This is a genomic window from Mycolicibacterium boenickei (genome assembly GCF_010731295.1).
GTDB lineage: Bacteria > Actinomycetota > Actinomycetes > Mycobacteriales > Mycobacteriaceae > Mycobacterium > Mycobacterium boenickei.
On sequence record NZ_AP022579.1, the window covers coordinates 3,429,384 to 3,447,036 of the forward strand.

General features: G+C 65.8%; 14 protein-coding genes. 6 read left to right on the forward strand and 8 right to left on the reverse strand.

Annotated elements, in window-relative coordinates:
* Positions 1–11: 11 nt before the first annotated feature.
* The 5 genes from G6N57_RS16340 (at position 12) to G6N57_RS16360 (ending at position 7,199) form a co-directional block, all read left to right on the forward strand.
* Entirely contained in the window at positions 12–3,404 is a 3,393-nt protein-coding gene (locus G6N57_RS16340) for a pyruvate carboxylase (RefSeq protein WP_077741440.1), read from the forward strand.
* 530 nt (positions 3,405–3,934) lie between these two features.
* Entirely contained in the window at positions 3,935–4,531 is a 597-nt protein-coding gene (locus tag G6N57_RS16345) for a GNAT family N-acetyltransferase (RefSeq protein ID WP_077742045.1), read from the forward strand.
* Between the two features lie 112 nt (positions 4,532–4,643).
* Positions 4,644–4,907 (forward strand): acyl carrier protein, encoded by a 264-nt coding sequence (locus tag G6N57_RS16350; protein ID WP_077741439.1) that lies wholly within the window; start codon positions 4,644–4,646, stop codon positions 4,905–4,907.
* Entirely contained in the window at positions 4,904–6,469 is a 1,566-nt protein-coding gene (mbtM, locus tag G6N57_RS16355) for a long-chain-fatty acid--ACP ligase MbtM (RefSeq protein WP_077741438.1), read from the forward strand. The genes G6N57_RS16350 and mbtM overlap by 4 nt, the downstream gene beginning before the upstream one ends.
* Before the next feature lie 79 nt (positions 6,470–6,548).
* Positions 6,549–7,199 (forward strand): dihydrofolate reductase family protein, encoded by a 651-nt coding sequence (locus G6N57_RS16360; protein WP_077741437.1) that lies wholly within the window; start codon positions 6,549–6,551, stop codon positions 7,197–7,199.
* Between the two features lie 17 nt (positions 7,200–7,216).
* Here G6N57_RS16360 and G6N57_RS16365 read toward each other — a convergent pair whose 3' ends face one another.
* From G6N57_RS16365 to G6N57_RS16400, 8 genes are all read right to left on the reverse strand, one after another.
* Positions 7,217–7,783, reverse strand: coding sequence for a TetR/AcrR family transcriptional regulator (locus G6N57_RS16365; protein ID WP_077741436.1), 567 nt, complete (start codon positions 7,781–7,783; stop codon positions 7,217–7,219).
* Between the two features lie 22 nt (positions 7,784–7,805).
* On the reverse strand, positions 7,806–10,682 hold the full coding sequence (locus tag G6N57_RS16370) for an MMPL/RND family transporter (RefSeq protein WP_077741435.1): 2,877 nt from the start codon (positions 10,680–10,682) through the stop codon (positions 7,806–7,808).
* Complete coding sequence (locus G6N57_RS16375; RefSeq protein ID WP_077741434.1) at positions 10,682–11,128, reverse strand: MmpS family transport accessory protein; 447 nt, start codon at positions 11,126–11,128, stop codon at positions 10,682–10,684. The genes G6N57_RS16370 and G6N57_RS16375 overlap by 1 nt, the downstream gene beginning before the upstream one ends.
* Before the next feature lie 154 nt (positions 11,129–11,282).
* The gene (locus tag G6N57_RS16380) at positions 11,283–12,242 is read right to left on the reverse strand and encodes a D-2-hydroxyacid dehydrogenase family protein (protein WP_077741433.1); all 960 of its coding nucleotides are present in this window, start codon (positions 12,240–12,242) and stop codon (positions 11,283–11,285) included.
* 3 nt (positions 12,243–12,245) lie between these two features.
* A complete protein-coding gene (locus tag G6N57_RS16385) occupies positions 12,246–13,514 on the reverse strand; it encodes an amidohydrolase family protein (protein ID WP_077741432.1) in 1,269 nt (422 codons plus the stop codon).
* Positions 13,515–13,544: 30 nt separating this feature from the next.
* Positions 13,545–14,318 (reverse strand): class II aldolase/adducin family protein, encoded by a 774-nt coding sequence (locus tag G6N57_RS16390; RefSeq protein WP_077741431.1) that lies wholly within the window; start codon positions 14,316–14,318, stop codon positions 13,545–13,547.
* On the reverse strand, positions 14,305–15,894 hold the full coding sequence (locus G6N57_RS16395) for a class I adenylate-forming enzyme family protein (protein ID WP_077741430.1): 1,590 nt from the start codon (positions 15,892–15,894) through the stop codon (positions 14,305–14,307). The genes G6N57_RS16390 and G6N57_RS16395 overlap by 14 nt, the downstream gene beginning before the upstream one ends.
* Positions 15,895–15,951: 57 nt before the next feature.
* Positions 15,952–16,734 (reverse strand): FadR/GntR family transcriptional regulator, encoded by a 783-nt coding sequence (locus tag G6N57_RS16400; RefSeq protein WP_077741429.1) that lies wholly within the window; start codon positions 16,732–16,734, stop codon positions 15,952–15,954.
* Between the two features lie 81 nt (positions 16,735–16,815).
* On the opposite strand from G6N57_RS16400, the gene G6N57_RS16405 reads away from it, so the two are divergent.
* Positions 16,816–17,649: an MBL fold metallo-hydrolase gene (locus tag G6N57_RS16405; RefSeq protein ID WP_077741428.1), complete on the forward strand. Its 834-nt coding sequence runs from the start codon at positions 16,816–16,818 to the stop codon at positions 17,647–17,649.
* Positions 17,650–17,653 lie beyond the last annotated feature (4 nt).

Sequence of the window (17,653 nt, forward strand, 5' to 3'; positions counted from 1 at the left end):
GGAAGGAAACAGTGGTCGACAAGGTTCTGGTCGCCAACCGAGGTGAGATCGCGATCCGCGCGTTTCGCGCGGCCTATGAGCTCGGTCTCGCAACGGTAGCGGTCTATCCGTACGAGGACCGCAATTCTCAGCATCGGCTGAAGGCCGATGAGTCGTATCAGATAGGTGTGGAAGGACATCCGGTCCGGGCCTATCTCTCGGTCGACGAGATCGTCCGGGTCGCTCTAGATGCGGGCGCCGACGCGGTCTATCCCGGCTATGGGTTTCTCTCGGAGAACCCCGAGCTGGCCCGGGCATGCGACCGGGCCGGTATCGCGTTTGTGGGGCCTTCGGCCGACGTGCTGGAGCTGACCGGCAACAAGGCCCGCGCCATCGCCGAGGCCCGCAAGGCCGGACTTCCGGTGCTTGCGTCGTCTGCCCCGTCGAGTTCGGTCGAGGAACTGCTGGCCGCCGCCGAATCGATGAGTTTCCCGGTGTTCGTCAAAGCGGTCGCCGGTGGCGGCGGCCGCGGGATGCGGCGGGTCAGCGAGCCGGTCGAACTGCGGGAGGCGATCGAGGCCGCCAGCCGGGAAGCGCAGTCGGCGTTCGGAGATCCCACGGTGTTCCTCGAGCAGGCGGTGTTCAACCCGCGCCACATCGAGGTGCAGATCCTGGCCGACACACAGGGCAACGTGATCCACCTCTTCGAGCGTGACTGCAGTGTGCAACGGCGTCACCAGAAAGTCATCGAGGTGGCACCCGCCCCGAACCTGGATCCCGGACTGCGGGAAAGGATCTGTGCCGACGCGGTGGCGTTTGCTCGTCAGATCGGCTACTCGTGTGCCGGTACGGTGGAGTTCCTGCTCGATGAGCGGGGACAGCACGTCTTCATCGAGTGCAACCCGCGGATTCAGGTCGAGCACACAGTGACCGAGGAGGTCACCGATGTCGACCTGGTGTCGAGTCAGCTGCGCATCGCGGACGGGGAGTCGCTGTCCGATCTCGGACTCACGCAGGACGCGTTGAAGATTCGCGGCGCTGCGTTGCAGTGCCGGATCACCACGGAGGACCCGTCGAACGGCTTCCGTCCCGACACCGGACGTATCACCGGATATCGGTCACCGGGCGGCGCCGGCGTCCGACTGGACGGCGGAACCCACCTCGGCGCCGAGGTAGGGGCACATTTCGATTCGATGCTGGTGAAGCTGACCTGCCGCGGTAGTGACTTCTCGACGGCAGTAGCGCGGGCACGACGTGCGGCCGCGGAATTCCGGATTCGTGGAGTATCGACCAACATTCCGTTCCTGGCCGCTGTTCTGGAGGACCCCGACTTTGTCGCGGGGCGGGTGACGACCTCGTTCATCGAAGAACGTCCCGAGCTGCTCACCGCACGCGGCAGCGCTGACCGGGGCACCAGGATCCTCAGCTATCTGGCCGATGTCACCGTCAACCAGCCCCACGGTCCACGACCGTCGGCGGTGTACCCCCGGGACAAGCTCCCCGCGTGCGACTTGAGCGTGGTCCCGCCTTCGGGATCAAAGCAGCGCCTGACCGAGCTCGGGCCGGACGGGTTCGCCGCCTGGCTGCGCGACAGTCGTGCTATCGGCATCACCGACACCACCTTTCGCGATGCCCATCAGTCCCTGCTGGCCACTCGAGTGCGCACCAGTGGGCTCCTGCGGGTCGCGCCCTACATCGCCCGGACGATGCCGCAACTCCTGTCCGTCGAGTGCTGGGGCGGTGCCACCTACGACGTCTCGCTGCGATTCCTCAAGCAGGATCCCTGGGAGCGGCTGGCGGCCTTGCGCGAAGCACTACCCAACATCTGCCTGCAGATGTTGTTGCGCGGCCGGAACACCGTCGGCTACACGCCATATCCGGAGAATGTGACCCGGGCGTTCGTCGATGAGGCAGCGGCAACCGGGATCGACATCTTCCGGATTTTCGATGCGCTCAACAACGTGGATTCGATGCGACCGGCCATCGACGCGGTCCGCGATACCGGCACGACCATCGCGGAAGTCGCGATGTCGTACACCGGTGATCTGTCCGACCCGGGCGAAAACCTCTACACCTTGGACTACTACCTGCGTCTTGCCGAGGAGATCGTCGACGCCGGTGCGCATGTACTCGCGATCAAGGACATGGCCGGATTGCTGCGTGCACCTGCCGCTGCCACCCTGGTGACCGCCTTGAAATCGCGGTTCGACCTCCCGGTGCATCTACACACCCATGACACTCCGGGCGGGCAACTGGCCACCTACGTCGCGGCGTGGACCGCTGGTGCCGACGCTGTCGACGGCGCCGCAGCCCCGTTGGCAGGCACGACGAGCCAGCCTGCGTTGTCAGCGATCGTGGCAGCTGCCGCCCACAGCCGGTTCGACACCGGCCTGTCACTGGACGCCGTGTGTGACCTCGAGCCGTACTGGGAGGCGCTCCGTAAGGTCTATGCGCCATTCGATGTCGCGGCGTCGGGTCCTCCGTGCCCGACCGGACGCGTCTATACCCACGAGATCCCCGGTGGCCAGCTGAGTAACCTGCGACAGCAGGCCAATGCACTGGGATTGGGCGACCGATTCGAGGACATCGAAGCGAATTACGCTGCCGCTGACCGGATGTTGGGCCGACTGGTCAAGGTCACCCCCTCGAGCAAGGTGGTGGGGGATCTGGCATTGGCATTGGTCGGGGCGGGCATCGGGGCCGAGGAGTTCGCTTCGGATCCGGCCCGCTACGACCTCCCAGACAGTGTGATCGGCTTCTTGCGCGGCGAACTCGGGGATCCCGCGGGCGGCTGGCCGGAACCTCTACGCACCAAGACGCTCGACGGCAGGGGTCCGGCCAGACGGGTACCGGATCTGTCCGCTGAGGACGAATCCGTCTTGGCTGCACCAGGTCCCAAGCGGCAGGCGGCGCTCAACCGGCTGTTGTTCCCCGGACCCACCGCGGAGTACGAAGCGCATCGCGACGAGTACGGCGACACCTCACGACTGAGCGCCAATCAGTTCTTCTACGGCCTCCGGCACGGCGAAGAACACCGGGTCAAATTGGAGCCCGGCGTCGAGTTGCTGATCGGACTCGAGGCGATCTCCGAAGCTGACGAGCGCGGCATGCGGACAGTGATGTGCCTCCTCAACGGGCAACTACGGCCGATCGTGGTGCGCGATCGCAGCATCGCCGGCCAGCTCCCGATCGCGGAGAAGGCTGACCGGACGAACCCGGCGCACGTCGGCGCTCCGTTCGCCGGTGTCGTCACGGTCAACGTTGCCGAGGGGGACACCATCGAAGCCGGTCAAGGCATCGCCACCATCGAGGCGATGAAGATGGAGGCGGCCATCACCGCGCCCGCGTCCGGCACCGTCACCAGGATCGCGGTCGCACGGACCGCTCAAGTCGAGGGCAATGACCTCCTCGTCGTCGTGGGTTAGTGCGCCGCGAGTGTGGGATAGCCCACGTCTGACGCGGGTGCATCGGTGGGGAATTGGCTGAGACGTGCCGCTGGCGGAGAAAGGCGACCACAATCACCCCGCTGGGTTGACAGAGGCGTTCGCGGAGATACCGCGATCGCAGCGTCCCGGCCGGCGCCGCGAGTCAAGGTGTGCTGCGGCTTGGTCCGAAGCCTTCGGCATCTCCCCGTGGCACGAAAAGTGCTGTTGTAATGCGTGTTTGAAGCCTGTCCAGATATTGACGGCAGTTGTGGGTCGCATGTGAGCCCGGTTTGTGTGTCGAAAGGGACGCCCCATCATCAGAAAAGTTTTGGTTAGTCTCACGTCGCTGGTCCAAGGAGGCTGCGGATCTGAGTGCGGCGCCCACACGTAGGTGGCGCCCCCGATCTGCGTCGGAGACAGGGGGATGTGGCTTTGACGTGGGATGAAGTGTTGCGGTACAGCGCAACTGGCATCATGGTCGACAGAACGCGGCGGTTGACGTGACGAACACGTCAACCGCGGACTATCCGGTGCTGCCACGAGAACTGAAGAACCTTTCCGAGGCCGTGCGTCGCACTCCGGGTCCGCCGGTCCCACAACTGTTGCGGCCGAGCGACATCCGAGTGGCCTCCGACGACGACGCCCCGATGATCGCCGAGTGGATGAATCGGCCCCACCTGGCCAGGGCCTGGGAGTATGACTGGCCGGTCGAGCGCTGGCGCAAGCATCTGAAAGCCCAGGTCGACGGTGACTATTCGCTGCCACTGGTCCTGAGCATCGGCGGAGTTGATCGCGGGTACATCGAAATCTACCGTGCAGCCAAAGATTCCATCGCGAACCGGTACGCCGGCGAACCGCGCGATCTTGGTCTGCACGGCGCGATCGCCGATGAAGAGTTGGTCAACCGGGGTCTCGGTCCGCTGCTGCTCCCCAAGATCGTCGCGAGCGTCCTGGCTGCCGATCCGGATTGTCGCCGGATCATGTTCGACCCCGACCACCGCAACACCACCGTGCGTGGCCTGTGTGAGTTCGCCGGGTGCCGGTTCCTCGGCGAGCACGAGATGTCCAACCGCAGGATGGCGCTCTACCAACTGGACCGGGACACCGCCCGCAAATGGATGTCTTGAATCCTGCTCAACCCAAACCAGCTGTCCGACAGCCGGTCCCAATGCAATCAACTGAAGCCGTACCGCAAACGAAAGGTGAGGCCGGTCTCGTCGGCCGGCCGGGTATTCACATATGATCTCGACCGATTCATCCGCATCGCCCGCCGTGACCGACGGGCTGGTCTCCATTCTTCGTCACGATCTCGAACTTCCGTGCCAATCGCTCAGCGCCAGTACACGTCTGGTCGACGACCTCGGCATGGACAGTGTCTCGTTCGCGGTCGGCCTGGTGGCGATCGAGGAGAAGTTCGGTGTGCAGCTCAGCGAGGAAGACCTCATCAGCTGCCGCACCGTGGGCGATCTGCAGACCGCGATCGACGGCAGGAGCGCAGCGTGAACCCGCTCGCAGGCGCCCTGCGCGAGGCGATGGTCGGTTCACCGCACGACCTGGTGGTCCTGGATCGCGACACCGACACGTGGCAGCGTTTCCCGTGGCCCGAGGTGCACGGCATCGCCGAACACATCGCGGCATATCTGCTGGGCCGGGACCGGGCCGGCGCGGTCGGGCTGGTCGGCGAGCCGACCGTGGAAATTGTTGCCGCCATTCAGGGTTCGTGGCTCGCCGGGGTGGGAGTGTCGATCCTTCCGCGGCCGCAGCGGCGCGCCGAACCTTCGGAATGGGCCCACGCCACATTGTCCCGGTTCGTCGGGATCGGCGTGACGACGGTGTTCAGCTACGGAAGTACGTTGGAACTGTTGCGGACCGTGGACTCGCCGCTGACGGTGTGCGACATCTCCGATGCCGCGCGCACACCCACATCGGCGCAGCTGGTGTACCCCGACCATGCCGACGTCGCGATCCTGCAGGGCACGGCCGGGTCCACCGGCTCCCCACGCACCGCGATGCTGGCGCCGGAGGCCGTGCTCAACAACATGCTGGCCGTCACGCAGCGATTGTCCCTGAGCCGCAACGATGTCTGCTGTTCCTGGTTGCCGATCTATCACGACATGGGCCTGGCGATGCTGCTGGCGTCGACGATGTCCGGGATGCCGCTGTGGCTGGCCCCGACCGGTGCGTTCTCGGCGGCGCCGCTGCGGTGGGCGGAATGGCTGTCCGAATCGTCGGCGACCTTCACCGCCGGACCGAATTTCGGATACTCGGTGCTCGGCCGCTTCGCCAACCGCGTGTCCGATGTCGATCTCGGTGCCGTGCGCATCGCGATCAACGGCGGTGAGCCCGTCGACTGTGCCGGCGTCGATCGATTCGCGATCGGCATGAGCAGGTTCGGCTTCGACGCGGCGGCGATGGCGCCCAGCTACGGGATGGCCGAATCGACCTGTGCGGTCACCATTCCCGCGCCCGGGGAGGGTCTGCGCATTGACGTTCCGGACGCGGCGGACACCGACCGGCGCCTTGCTTTGTTGGGGCGGCCGGTACCGGGTATGGAGATTCGCATCGTCCCCTCTGCACAGGACGAGACCGGTGCATCCGGCGAGGTCGAGATCAGGGGCTCGTCGATGATGACGTCCTACCTGGGCGATGCACCCCTCGACGCGGGCAGCAACGGTCAGTGGTTCCCGACCGGCGACATCGGCTATCTCGTCGACGGAGCGCTGGTGATCTGTGGGCGCTCCAAGGAGATGATCACCATCGCCGGACGCAACATCTTTCCTACCGAGATCGAGCAGGTCGCAGGGGAGGTGGACGGCGTCCGCGAAGGAGCGGTCGTCGCGGTCGGCACGGAATCGGGCGCCGCGCAATCGCGACTGCTGGTGGCGGCGGAATTCGTCGGCACCGAGCAGGACACCACCCGCAGCGCCGTGATCCGGCGAATCGTGTCGGTGTGCGGCGTGACGCCGGCCGACGTCGTGCTGATGTCGCCGGGATCGTTGCCGCGCACGTCGTCGGGGAAACTCCGGCGGCTGGAGGTCCGTCGCCAACTGGAGTCCGCGCGGTGACCGCGCGGGCCGCGCGATGAGTTCTACCCTCGTTCCGAGTCCAATCAGCATCCATTGCTGACCGAACGGGAGAGAACACGTGGCCCAGCTGCTCAAAGTCCAGAATTTCAATGTGTCCGGCGACGGATTCGGTGCAGGCGAGAACCAGAGCTTTGAGCGTCCGTTCGGCCACGCCGATCCGGGGACGATGTTCGCCTGGGCCGGTGCCACGGCGAGCTGGCCCAACCGTACCGAGCCGGGCGGTAGTCGGGGCCTCGACGACTACCTGACGCGCGACTTTCATCACAACATCGGTGCCGAGATCATGGGCCGCAACAAGTTCAGCCCGTACCGCGGCGCCTGGGAGGACCACGCCGACTGGCAGGGCTGGTGGGGTGACACGCCGCCGTTCCATACGCCGGTGTTCGTGATGACCCACTATCCGCGCCCGTCGTTAACCCTGTCCGACACCACGTTCCACTTCGTCAACGGCGATCCGGTGATTGTGCTGGAGCAGGCTCGGGCCGCTGCGCAGGGCAAGGACGTGCGCCTGGGCGGGGGAGCGAGCACCGTCCGGGAGTTCCTCGATGCCGATCTGATCGACACCCTGCACGTGGCGGTGTCCCCGACCGAGTTGGGCAGTGGCTCTCGGCTCTGGGAGTCGCCCGACGAGCTGAACGACCGCTACCACCACGATGTGGTGCCCAGTCCAGGTGGCGCGGTGACCCATCACCTGTTCTGGCGACGGTGATCCCCACACGCGGGGAGTCAATCGCGGCAGCGCACCCCGCGCTCGAAGGTACGGATGACGGCGGGGGCGGCCGCATGCTGCGGCATGAGGCCGTCCTTGGAGTCCTGGCAGGCCCACATGACCAAACCGTAGAGCGCGTGTTCGAGCCACTGTGTGCTCGATTCCGGATCGAACACCCCTTCGGCCTGGCCGCGTTCGATCAGGCCGGTCAGATAGCTGTTGTCGGGCACCGCCTCGGGTGGCAGGCCACGAAGGACGTTGGGGTCGTCGAAAAGGAACAACAGTCGGTTGCCGACCGAGATCATCGCGTTGATGACGCGTCGCATCGCCTCGATCGCGCAGCCGTCCTCCGGTGCGGCGGCGGCCACGGCGTTGGTCACGACCTGCACCGAATCGAGAATCGTCGCGTTGATCAGGCTTTCCCGGTCGGGAAAGTAGCGGTGCACCGTGGTGCGGCCGACCCCGGCCGCCTTGGCGATATCAGGCAACGTGGCGGTCCGGTCGTCAGCCAGGACTGCGGCGGCGGCCTCGATGATCGCACCACGGGTGCGCGCCTGGGTGGCCGAGAGCTCGCCTGTGCTCATCCGTCGATGGTATCGACGCGGGTTACGACATTCTCGCCACCGGTATCGGTGCAGTCCGATCGGAGAGGAAACGCGCCGGACGCTGACGCACCGGCAGTGGCCACCAGAACCAGCGGCCGAGGATCGCGGCAATCGTCGGTGTCATCAATGAGCGAACCACGAGAGTGTCGAACAGCAGGCCCAGACCGATGGTGGTGCCGCCCTGCCCGATGGCGATCAGATCGCTCGTCGCCATCGACGCCATCGTGAATGCGAACACCAGGCCGGCCGCGGTGACCACGCCGCCGGTGGCGCCCATGGCCCGGATGATGCCGGTGTTGATGCCCGCGCCGATCTCCTCCTTCATTCGCGAGACCACCAGCAGGTTGTAGTCCGATCCCACCGCCAGCAGGATGATGACCGAGAACGCCAGCGTCATCCAGTGCAGATCGATGCCGAGCAGGTACTGCCACACCAGGACCGACAGGCCGAACGACGCGGCCAGGGACAGGATCACCGTGCCGACGATGACGAACGACGCGATCAGCGCGCGGGTGATCAACAGCATCACGATGAAGATCAACGTGATCGCGCCGCAGGCCGAGATCAGCAGATCCCACTGTGCGCCCACCTGGATGTCCTTGTAGGTCGCTGCCGTGCCGCCGAGGTAGATCTTGGCGTCGGCAAGCGGCGTCGTCTTGATCGCCTCCCTGGCGGTCTTGAGGATCGGGTCGACATGCGAAATACCTTCGGAGGTGGCCGGATCCACGTCGTGGGTGATGATGAACTGCGCGGCCTGGCCGTCCGGCGAGACCATCAGGGCGAGCCCGCGTTTGAAGTCAGGGTTGTCGAAGGCCTCGGGCGGCAGATAGAACGAGTCGTCGTTCCGGGCATCGTCGAACGCCTGGCCCATCACCGACGCGGTGTCGGTCATCTTGCCGATCTGGTCCACCAGCCCGTTGAACGTGCTGAACATCGTCTTCATCGTGCCCTGCATGGACTTCGAGATGGCGATCATCGGAGGCAGCTGCGCCACCAACTGCGGCATCAGCTGGTCCATGTCGTTCATGTTCTTCACCGATTCCGAAAGGGTCTCGGTCATGGTGTCGATGCCGTCGAGTCCGTCGAACATCGAGCGCATCGAATGGCACATCGGGATGTCGTAGCAGTGTGGTTCCCAGTACAGATAGTTGCGCAGCGGCCGCATGAAATCATCGAAATCAGCCATGTGATCCCGCATTTCGTTGGTGCTGGCCTGCATCTCGTTCATGCTCGCGGTGAGCTCGTGGGTGATGTCGGTCATCCGGCTCATCAGGCCCAGCATGTTCTCCATGATCGCGATCATCCGGCCGAGATCATCGGTGAGGGTGTTCATGTCGCCCATGCGCTCCCGCAGGAACTGCAGGTTCTCGGTCATCGACACCGACTGCATGCTCACCTGGAACGGCACGGAGCTGTGCGCGATGGGACGCCCCAACGGGCGGGTGATGCTCTGCACGCGGGCGACGCCGGGCACCCGGATCAGCTCCCGGGCGATCTTGTCCAGCACGATCATGTCGGCGGGGTTGCGGAGGTCGCGCCCCGCATCCACCAGCAACAGGTCGGGGTTCATCCGAGCGGCGGTGAAATGCCTTTCGGCGGCCGCATATCCGACGTTGGACGGCAGGTCCTTGGGGATGTAGAGCCGCTCGTTGTAGGAGGTCTGGTAGCCCGGCAGGGCCAGCAGGCCGACGAGCGCCACCGAGATGGCCGCTGCCAGGATGGGAACCGGCCAGCGCACCACCGAGGTGCCCAGGCGGCGCCAACCGCGTGAGCGGATCTCGCGCTTGGCGTCGAGCAGGCCGAACCGGCTGCCAACGGCCAACATCGCCGGCGCGAGGGTGAGAGAGGCCAGCACCACCACGGACATGCCGATCGCGCTCGGGATGCCCATGGAGCTGAAGTAGTTCAACCGGGTGAAATGCAGGCAAAGCATGGCGCCTGCGACGGTGAGGCCCGAGCCGAGGATGACGTGCCCGACACCGTGGAATGCGGTGTAGTAGGCCGCTTCTCGTTCCTGGCCCTTCTGTCGAGCCTCCTGATATCGGCCGACGAGGAAGATTGCGTAGTCGGTTCCGGCGGCGATGGCCAGCGAGGTCAGCAGGCTCACCGAGAACGTCGACAGGCCGAGCAGGCCGGCGTGACCGATGGCCGCCACGACACCGCGAGCGGCCGACATCTCCAGCAGCACCACGATCAGCATCAGCAGCATCGTGGCGATCGATCGGTACACGACGATCAGCATCACCGCGATCACCGCGATCGTGACGAAGGTGATCTTGACCATGCTCTTGTCGCCGGCTTCGTTCATGTCCGTGGTGAGCGGACCCTGGCCGGTGACATAGGCTTTCACCCCCGCGGGCGGGTGAGATTCGTCGATGATCTTGCGGACCGCCGCGACCGATTCGTTGGCCAGTGTCTCGCCCTGGTTGCCCGCGAGGTTGACCTGGACGTAGGCCGCCTTACCGTCGGTGCTCTGGGACCCCGCGGCGGTGATCAGGTCGCCCCAGTAATTCTGCACGTGCTGAACGTGTTCGGTGTCGGCCTGCAGGGTGCGGACCAGCTCGTCGTAATAGTGATGGGCCTCGGTGCCGAGCGGCTGTTCGCCCTCCAGCACCACCATCGCGATGGTGTCGGAGTCGAATTGATCGAAGCGCTCGCCGATCTTTTTCATCGCCACCAGTGCCGGCGCGTCCTGCGGGGACAGCGACACGGCGTGCTCGTGGCCGACGACCTCGAGCTGGGGGATCAGCGCGTTGAGGACGACGACGAGGATGACCCACGCCAGGATGATCGGGATCGCCGCGACGCGGATGACGCGGGCGATTCCCTTGTGGTCGGCGTTCTTCACTGCCGAGCCGCTGTGTTCGTGGTTGCCCATCAGGCGGCCTTGTCCAAGCAGAAGGCCTGGGCGTCGTGCTGATTCACGGTCTGCTCGTCGCGGACTTCGCCGTTGACGACGATCCGGCAGCTGATCACTTCGCTATCTCCTTGGGCAACCACGTTGGCGAACACCGTCGGCAGGGTGGTGACCACCTCATGCCGCCACGGCAGCGAGGTGAAGCTCTCGGTGTGGGGTTGGGCGTCGGCATCCAGGTAGCTGACGTGGCCGCTGGTGCCGCTGGGGCCCTCGATCTCGTAGACGACGCGCTTCGGGTTGAACTCGACGATGTCGTCGCCTGCGGACTGTCCCGGTTCGGTGTTGATGTGGGTGCCGAAGATTCCGTGCATGCGGCTCATCGCGAATCCGCTGACCGCCAGGGCGGCCACGAGCACCAATGGAATCCAGAAGCGACTCGCCAGCCGAAACACCGCAGCCACGGTCATTCCACCCTTTCCGGATCGGCGCACGCCGACGGAAACCCCATCCGACCTGCGTTTGATCGGCTGAACGTAACAGGCCCTTAGTGGATCATCAACGTTCCATTAAGGAATGTTGAGATACCTCACAGTTGTTTGCGAAAGGGAATTTTTTCGTGACCTACGCGCTGAGTAGACGCAGCGGAGACCCCGCGCAGTAGGCCGCGATGTCCTCGACGATGTCACGGTAGAAGATGGTCATCACACCCTCGGTGACGTAGCCGAGGTGCGGGGTCAGCAGCGTGTTCGGCAGGGCGGTCAACGGGTGCGCCGAGGGCAGCGGCTCCTGCTGGAAGACATCGAGGGCGGCACCGCGAATCTGTTTGCCGCGCAGAGCTTCCACCAATGCCGCTTCGTCGATGAGGCCGCCGCGGGAAGTGTTCACCACGACCGCCGACGGCTTCATGGCAGCCAACTCGGCGGCACCGATCAGACCGCGGGTGGTCTCGGAGAGCACCATGTGCAGCGACACCACGTCGGCATCGGCGAACAGTGCCTCCCGCTCCACGCGGACCACGCAGGCCTTGGCGGCGCGCTCGTCGGTGAGGTGGGGACTCCACGCGATCACGTTCATGCCGAACGCCTTGCCGATCGCGGCGACCCGGCTACCGATCCGGCCCACCCCGACCAGTCCGAGCGTCGCCCCGTGCAGATCACTGCCGATGGTGCTCTGCCACAGCCCATTCCGGATGCGCTGATCTTCCGTGACCAGGTGCCGCTGCAGTCCCAGGATCAACGCCCAGGTGTGCTCCACGGTCGGGGTGACGGCGCCGCCGGTGCCCGAGACGGTGATACCGAGACGGTGTGCGGCGGCGACATCGATGGCGGCGTTGAACGGGCCGGTCGTGACGAGCAGCTTCAGGTCGGGCAGCTGGGCCAGCAGGGCTGCGTCGATCGGGGTGCGTTCCCGCATCGCGACCACGACCTCATGGCCGGCCAGCTTCTCGGCCAGAGCCGGGCCGGGAGCGATGTGCTCACGCAGTGACGTGATGTCGGCGGGCCGGGGAATCGGTGACCAGTCGACGGTCTCGGAGATGCCCTGGTAGTCGTCGAGGACGGCGACGCGAAGGGGTTCGGTCATCGTTCAGTAGGCGTTCGGGTCGTTCTGTACCGCGACGGGCACCGGATGCTGGTAGAGCCGGGAGGCGTTCTCCCAGGTGATCTTCCGGATCACCTCGGGGGGCAGGCCCTGAATCTGCTCGTGAATCGTGCGCTGGGTGTGCGGCCAGGTCGAATCACAGTGTGGGTAGTCGGCTTCGAGCAGGATGTTGCCGGTGCCGATCCGCTCGTGCTGCACGAACGACGACTGGTCCTCGACCGCGCAGAACCAGAAGTTGCGGGTGAACACCTCGGCCGGGGAGAGGGTTTCGCCCAGTGCCTTCCACGTTCCGTACATCTGGTGGTAGCTGAGCATGTGATCGAGGCGATCGAGCAGGCCTGCCACCCAACCGATTCCACCTTCGGACAGACAGATCTTGAGATCCGGATACCGGCTGGGCAGGCCCGAGTACAGCCAGTCGACCGCCGCGGTGATGGCGTAGGCGAAGAACAGCACACCCTGAACGTCCGGCGGGGCGTCGTCGGTGGTGGACGGAGCCGAACCCGAGGACCCGATGTGCAGGTTGACCACGGTGCCCGTCTCGGCGCATGCCGCCATCATCGGCTCCCAGTAGCCGGAGTGGATGGTCGGCAGCCCGAGCATGGCCGGGTTCTCGCTGAATGTCACGGCATGGAAACCGCGTTCGGCATTCTCATAGATCATCTGGGCGCCGACCTCGGGGTCGAGCAGCCACGGCAGCTGGCAGGGGATGATCCGGTCGGGGTAGGCACCGGCCCAGGCTTCGAGGTGCCAGTCGTTCCAGGCGCGCACCGAGGCCATCGCGAGCTCGCGGTCCTTGGTCACCTGTTGCAGTCGCTGGCCGGCGAAGCCGGGCAGGAACGACGGGAAGTTGAGCGAGGCGTACACGCCGTTGAGATCCATGTCCTTGACGCGTTCGTGAATGTCCCAGGCGCCGCGGCGCATCTCGTCGAACCGCGCCGGCTCGAAACCGTATTCGGAGACCGGCCGGCCGACCACTGCGTTGAAGCCGACATTGGGCAGCGACTGCCCGTCGTACATCCAGGTCTGCCCGCCGTTGTCGGTGTCGACCACCTTCGGGGCGCGATCGGCGAACTTGCGCGGCACCCGGCCGGTGAAGGTGTCCGGTGGTTCGACGATGTGATCGTCGACGGAGATCACGGTGTACAGCCGTTCGGACCGTTCGGGTTCCGGCAGAAACGTGACTGTACGTTCGGCACCCTTCTGTGCGGTGGTGAAATCGAGATTGCCTGCGAGTTCGTCGATGGACTTCATGGGGCGTGGTCTCCTGCCAGGGTTCGGGAATTAGGTGAGCACGCCGGGATCGGCCTTGATGGTCATGCGGGCCGCACCGGCCCAGTACACGTCGGCGGCCCGCTCGATGAGCGAGGCCTTCATGCCGTACATGTCGGAGCGGTTCATCGCCGTCGGCTCGCGGCCGGTCAACATCACCTGGTAGGCCAGCTTGCACACCCGGTCGATCGACGCGGCGCGGTACACGGCCTCGGCCACTGTGCCTCCGGTGGTGATGACGCCGTGATTGGCCAGGATGGTGAGATTGGCCGGGCCGATCCGCTCGGCGAGTTCCCGCGCCCGGGGCGCCGAATCCACTTCGCCGTCATAGGTTTCGACGAAGCACATGTCGTCGAGGAACAGCGATCCGGTCTGGTGCACCAGTTCCGGCAGTTTTCCCAGCGCCGCGATGAGGCTCACGTAGTAGGGATGGTTGTGGATGACGACGCGGGCATCGTCGCGCAGACGGTGCAGTTCGGTGTGGATGTGGATGGCCGGGGTGACATCCCAGCGGCCGCGCACGACCGTGGCGTTCTCGTCGACCACGCAGATGTCGGAGGCGGTGAGCTCCTGCCACCACAGGCCCCATGGATTGACCAGCATCTCGGTGCGGCCTTGTGGCTGCCAGGTGATGTGGCCGGCCATGTTCTCGGCGAACCCGATGGCTGCCAGATGCCGGAACGCCACCGCCAGTGCCTGTGCTTCCGACAGGTCGACGCCGATCGGCGGGGTCACCGATGGCGACCACACCTTCAACCCACCCTCACGTACCTCACCGACGCTCATAGCTGTCTCCCAACCGCGTCCGGATATCTTCGCGGAGTTGCCCTTTGGCGATCTTCCCGCCCGAGGACCGCGGCAGTTCGTCGAGCACGATGAGCCGCTCGGGTAGTAGTTCCTTCGACATGCCCTTGGCCAGGAGGTGCTCGACCAGCCCAGGGAGATCGATGGGTTGGCCGTTCGCAGGCTCTACGTAGATGCAGACCTTCTCACCGAAGACCGGGTCGGGCATCGCCACCGCGGCCGCCACGGCCACGGCGGGATGCGTCGTCACCGCGTCCTCGACCTCACCCGCACTGATGTTCTTGCCGCCGCGGACGATGAAGTCCGAGGTGCGGCCGGTGACGGACAGGTAACCGTCGGTGTCGACCTCGCAGACATCGCCCATCCGCATCCAGCCGTCGGGGGTGTAGAGCTTGTCGTGGTCCACGCCGCCGAGATAACCAAGGCTGGTGGCCGGTCCACGGCAGGCCGGCTGCCCACGGCCCGTCGAGGTCACGTCGTCGTCGCCGTCGAACAGGCGCACCCTCATCTCCGGCACCAGCCGCCCGGCGGTACGCAGCCTGCGTTCCCGGGAGTCCTGCAGCGTCGTCCCGCTCAACAGGCCCGTCTCGTTGGAGCCGTAGAACTGCAGGATGGTGGCGCCGGTGAGTTCTTCGAAGTCGGCGGCCCGCTGATACGGCAGCGCCTCACCTCCGGTGAACACCACGCGCAGCGAACTCAGGTCGTGTTCGCGCGATGCCCGGTCGGCCATGATCATCATCAATTGGGTACTGACACAGCACAACACGCTGACCCGGTGGCGGGCGATCGTCTTGCATGCGGCCGCCGCGTCGAACTTCTCCAGCAGGATGGTGGTGGCCCCGAGGTAGATCGGGGTGGTGTGGGCGGTCCAGATGCCGAACCCGAACGGCGCCGGGATGACGGGCAGGAAGACGTCCTCGGAACTCAGCGCCCCGTTGGCGGCCGCCTGCTGGTGGAAGTAGTGCCACCGGTTCTGGGTGTGCACAACACATTTGGGCAGGCCCGTGGTTCCGGAGGTCGAGTTGATCAGGAATACGTCGTCGGCTCCCACGCCGGCGGCCGGTGGTCGCGACGGGGTGTCGGTGTCGAGGGACAAGCCGTCCAGCACCAGCGCACTGGTGGCAGACGCCAGCCCCGACACGGTGGCCTGTGCCGATGACTGCCGCGCCGGGTCACTGATCAGCAGGCGCGGCGCGGTGGTCCGCAGGATCTGCGTGGCCTCGCGGGTTCCGGCGCGGGCACCGATCCCGACCACGACGGCGCCGCACCGCTCGATCGCCACGAACAGCACATGGATGGCGGCGGTATCGCCGTGCCAGACGGCGACGCGGTCGCCGGGCCTGATGCCCAGGCCCGCCAGCTGGGCGGCGAGTAGTGATGCGGCACAGTCGAATTCCCGCCAGGTGAGTGTGGGTCCGGGGTAGTCGACGTAGGCCGGCTTGTCGGGATGGGTGAGGGCGTGTTCGCGCACGGTCTGCGAGAGGGTGCGGTCCGACCACCATCCGGCCGCGCGGTAGTGGGCTGCGTCTGCAGCGTGGGCGGCGTCGCCAGCCTTCATCACCAAATCATATGAAAATAAGGATCGGTGTCAACGGTCGTGTGGTGGCCGCCGGGTTCACCTTCGCCGGGGGACGGACTGTGCCCAGGTGCGCACCATCGTCGGATCGACGATCCCGTCGACCCCCGGGTACTGCTGGGCGTTGACCAGATGTGCCGCGGCCAGATCGCGGGCCCGTTGCGCGTCGCCCATGTCGATCGCGTCGATCACCTGCCGGTGGTCCTCCAGTACCGCTCGGCGCTCCTCGACGGGCACGGTCGAATGATCCGTCACCTGAGCCGACCAGTTTTGCTCGTGGGCAGACCACAGGGCCTCCAGCGCGCCGGCCAGGATGATCATGGTCTCGTTTCCGCAGTGGCGCACCAGCGCTTCGTGATACCGGCGACTGGCCGAGGTGGCCTGCTGCAGATCCGAGACTGCCTTGACCGACTCTTCGTGCAATTCCCGGAGAATGGGCACCACGGTGCGCTTCCGGTCCGGGCGCTGGGCGCAGAGTGCGGCGCAGGCCGGCTCGACCTGAAGCAGTGCCGTACCCACGTCGGCGAGGCCGACCTGCCCGGCGCCGAGAACCAGCCCCATGGTGTAGGCCAGGTTTGCCGAATCGGGTCGGTGGACCACCGCGCCGCCGAGCTTGCCGCGCCGCACCGTCAACAGCCCCTCGGCCTCCAGGATGCGCATCGCCTCACGCAGGGACGGTTTGCTGATCGGATATTCGACGAGGAGCTCGTCTTCCTTGGGCAGGATCGTGCCGTCGGGCAGTTCCCCGGTCAGGATCTGTCGCCGCAACTGGTCGGCGACCTGCTCGGCAAGTCGCTGGAACCGGATGTTTGGCTGCGCCACGCATCGAGTGTGCCAGACGGTCGGCCGTTTGAGGGCCGCGTGGAGCCTTGTATCCAAATGATTTGTCTCATACGGTGAGCCATGCAGAAGTGGACCATCGGCGCATTGACGATTCACTCCGTCCTGGAAACGGTCGTGCCGACCCGGCCTGACCGGCTGTTTCGTGGGCTTCCGTCCGAGCTCGGAAGCTGGCTGCGCCCGCACTACGTCGACGACGCGGGCAATCTGCTGGTGGCCATCCAGTCGTTCCTCATCGAATCCGGTGACGAGCTCGTGGTGGTGGACTGCTGCTTCGGGGAAGGCCACGACCTGCCGTATCAGATCCCCATGGACCCCGATCAATACCGACAGTCCTTGGCCGAGGCCGGATTCCGCCCCGCCGACGTGACCACCGTCGTGTGCACCCATCTTCACCTCGACCATGCCGGGCGCAATACCTCCCGCCGGGACGGTGCCTGGGTGCCCACCTATCCCAACGCGACCTACCTGGTCACCGCCGACGAGTACACGTCGTGGCGGGACTCCTCGGCACCGAACCGGGCTGCCGCCGAAACCGTCGAACCGCTTGTCGCACACGATGTTCTGCGGCTGACGGAGATGGACCACGCGATCACCGACGAGATCCGCCTGCTCGCGACGCCGGGCCACACCTCGGGACACGCCGCGGTGCGGCTCGAATCCGGCGGGGAAGTGGCGATCATCAGCGGGGATGTCATCCATCATCCGGTCCAGATCACGCACCCCGAGGTGCAGGCCCTGCCGGATGACGATCCGACCGCGGCCGCGGTGACCCGTGCCCGGCTTCTGCAGGACGTCGCCGATGAGCAGGCACTGCTTTTCGGAACCCATTTCGCGGCCCCGACCGCGGGCACCGTGGTCGCCGACGACGACAGGCTGATGTGGGTGCCGCTTTAGCCGC

Coding starts and splice junctions, on each gene's coding strand:
- G6N57_RS16350 (WP_077741439.1), top strand. CDS start 4,644: ATGATCTCGACCGATTCATCCGCATCGCCCGCCGTGACCGACGGGCTG.
- G6N57_RS16395 (WP_077741430.1), bottom strand. CDS start 15,894: ATGAAGGCTGGCGACGCCGCCCACGCTGCAGACGCAGCCCACTACCGC.
- G6N57_RS16390 (WP_077741431.1), bottom strand. CDS start 14,318: ATGAGCGTCGGTGAGGTACGTGAGGGTGGGTTGAAGGTGTGGTCGCCA.
- G6N57_RS16385 (WP_077741432.1), bottom strand. CDS start 13,514: ATGAAGTCCATCGACGAACTCGCAGGCAATCTCGATTTCACCACCGCA.
- G6N57_RS16380 (WP_077741433.1), bottom strand. CDS start 12,242: ATGACCGAACCCCTTCGCGTCGCCGTCCTCGACGACTACCAGGGCATC.
- G6N57_RS16375 (WP_077741434.1), bottom strand. CDS start 11,128: ATGACCGTGGCTGCGGTGTTTCGGCTGGCGAGTCGCTTCTGGATTCCA.
- G6N57_RS16405 (WP_077741428.1), top strand. CDS start 16,816: ATGCAGAAGTGGACCATCGGCGCATTGACGATTCACTCCGTCCTGGAA.
- G6N57_RS16365 (WP_077741436.1), bottom strand. CDS start 7,783: ATGAGCACAGGCGAGCTCTCGGCCACCCAGGCGCGCACCCGTGGTGCG.
- G6N57_RS16370 (WP_077741435.1), bottom strand. CDS start 10,682: ATGGGCAACCACGAACACAGCGGCTCGGCAGTGAAGAACGCCGACCAC.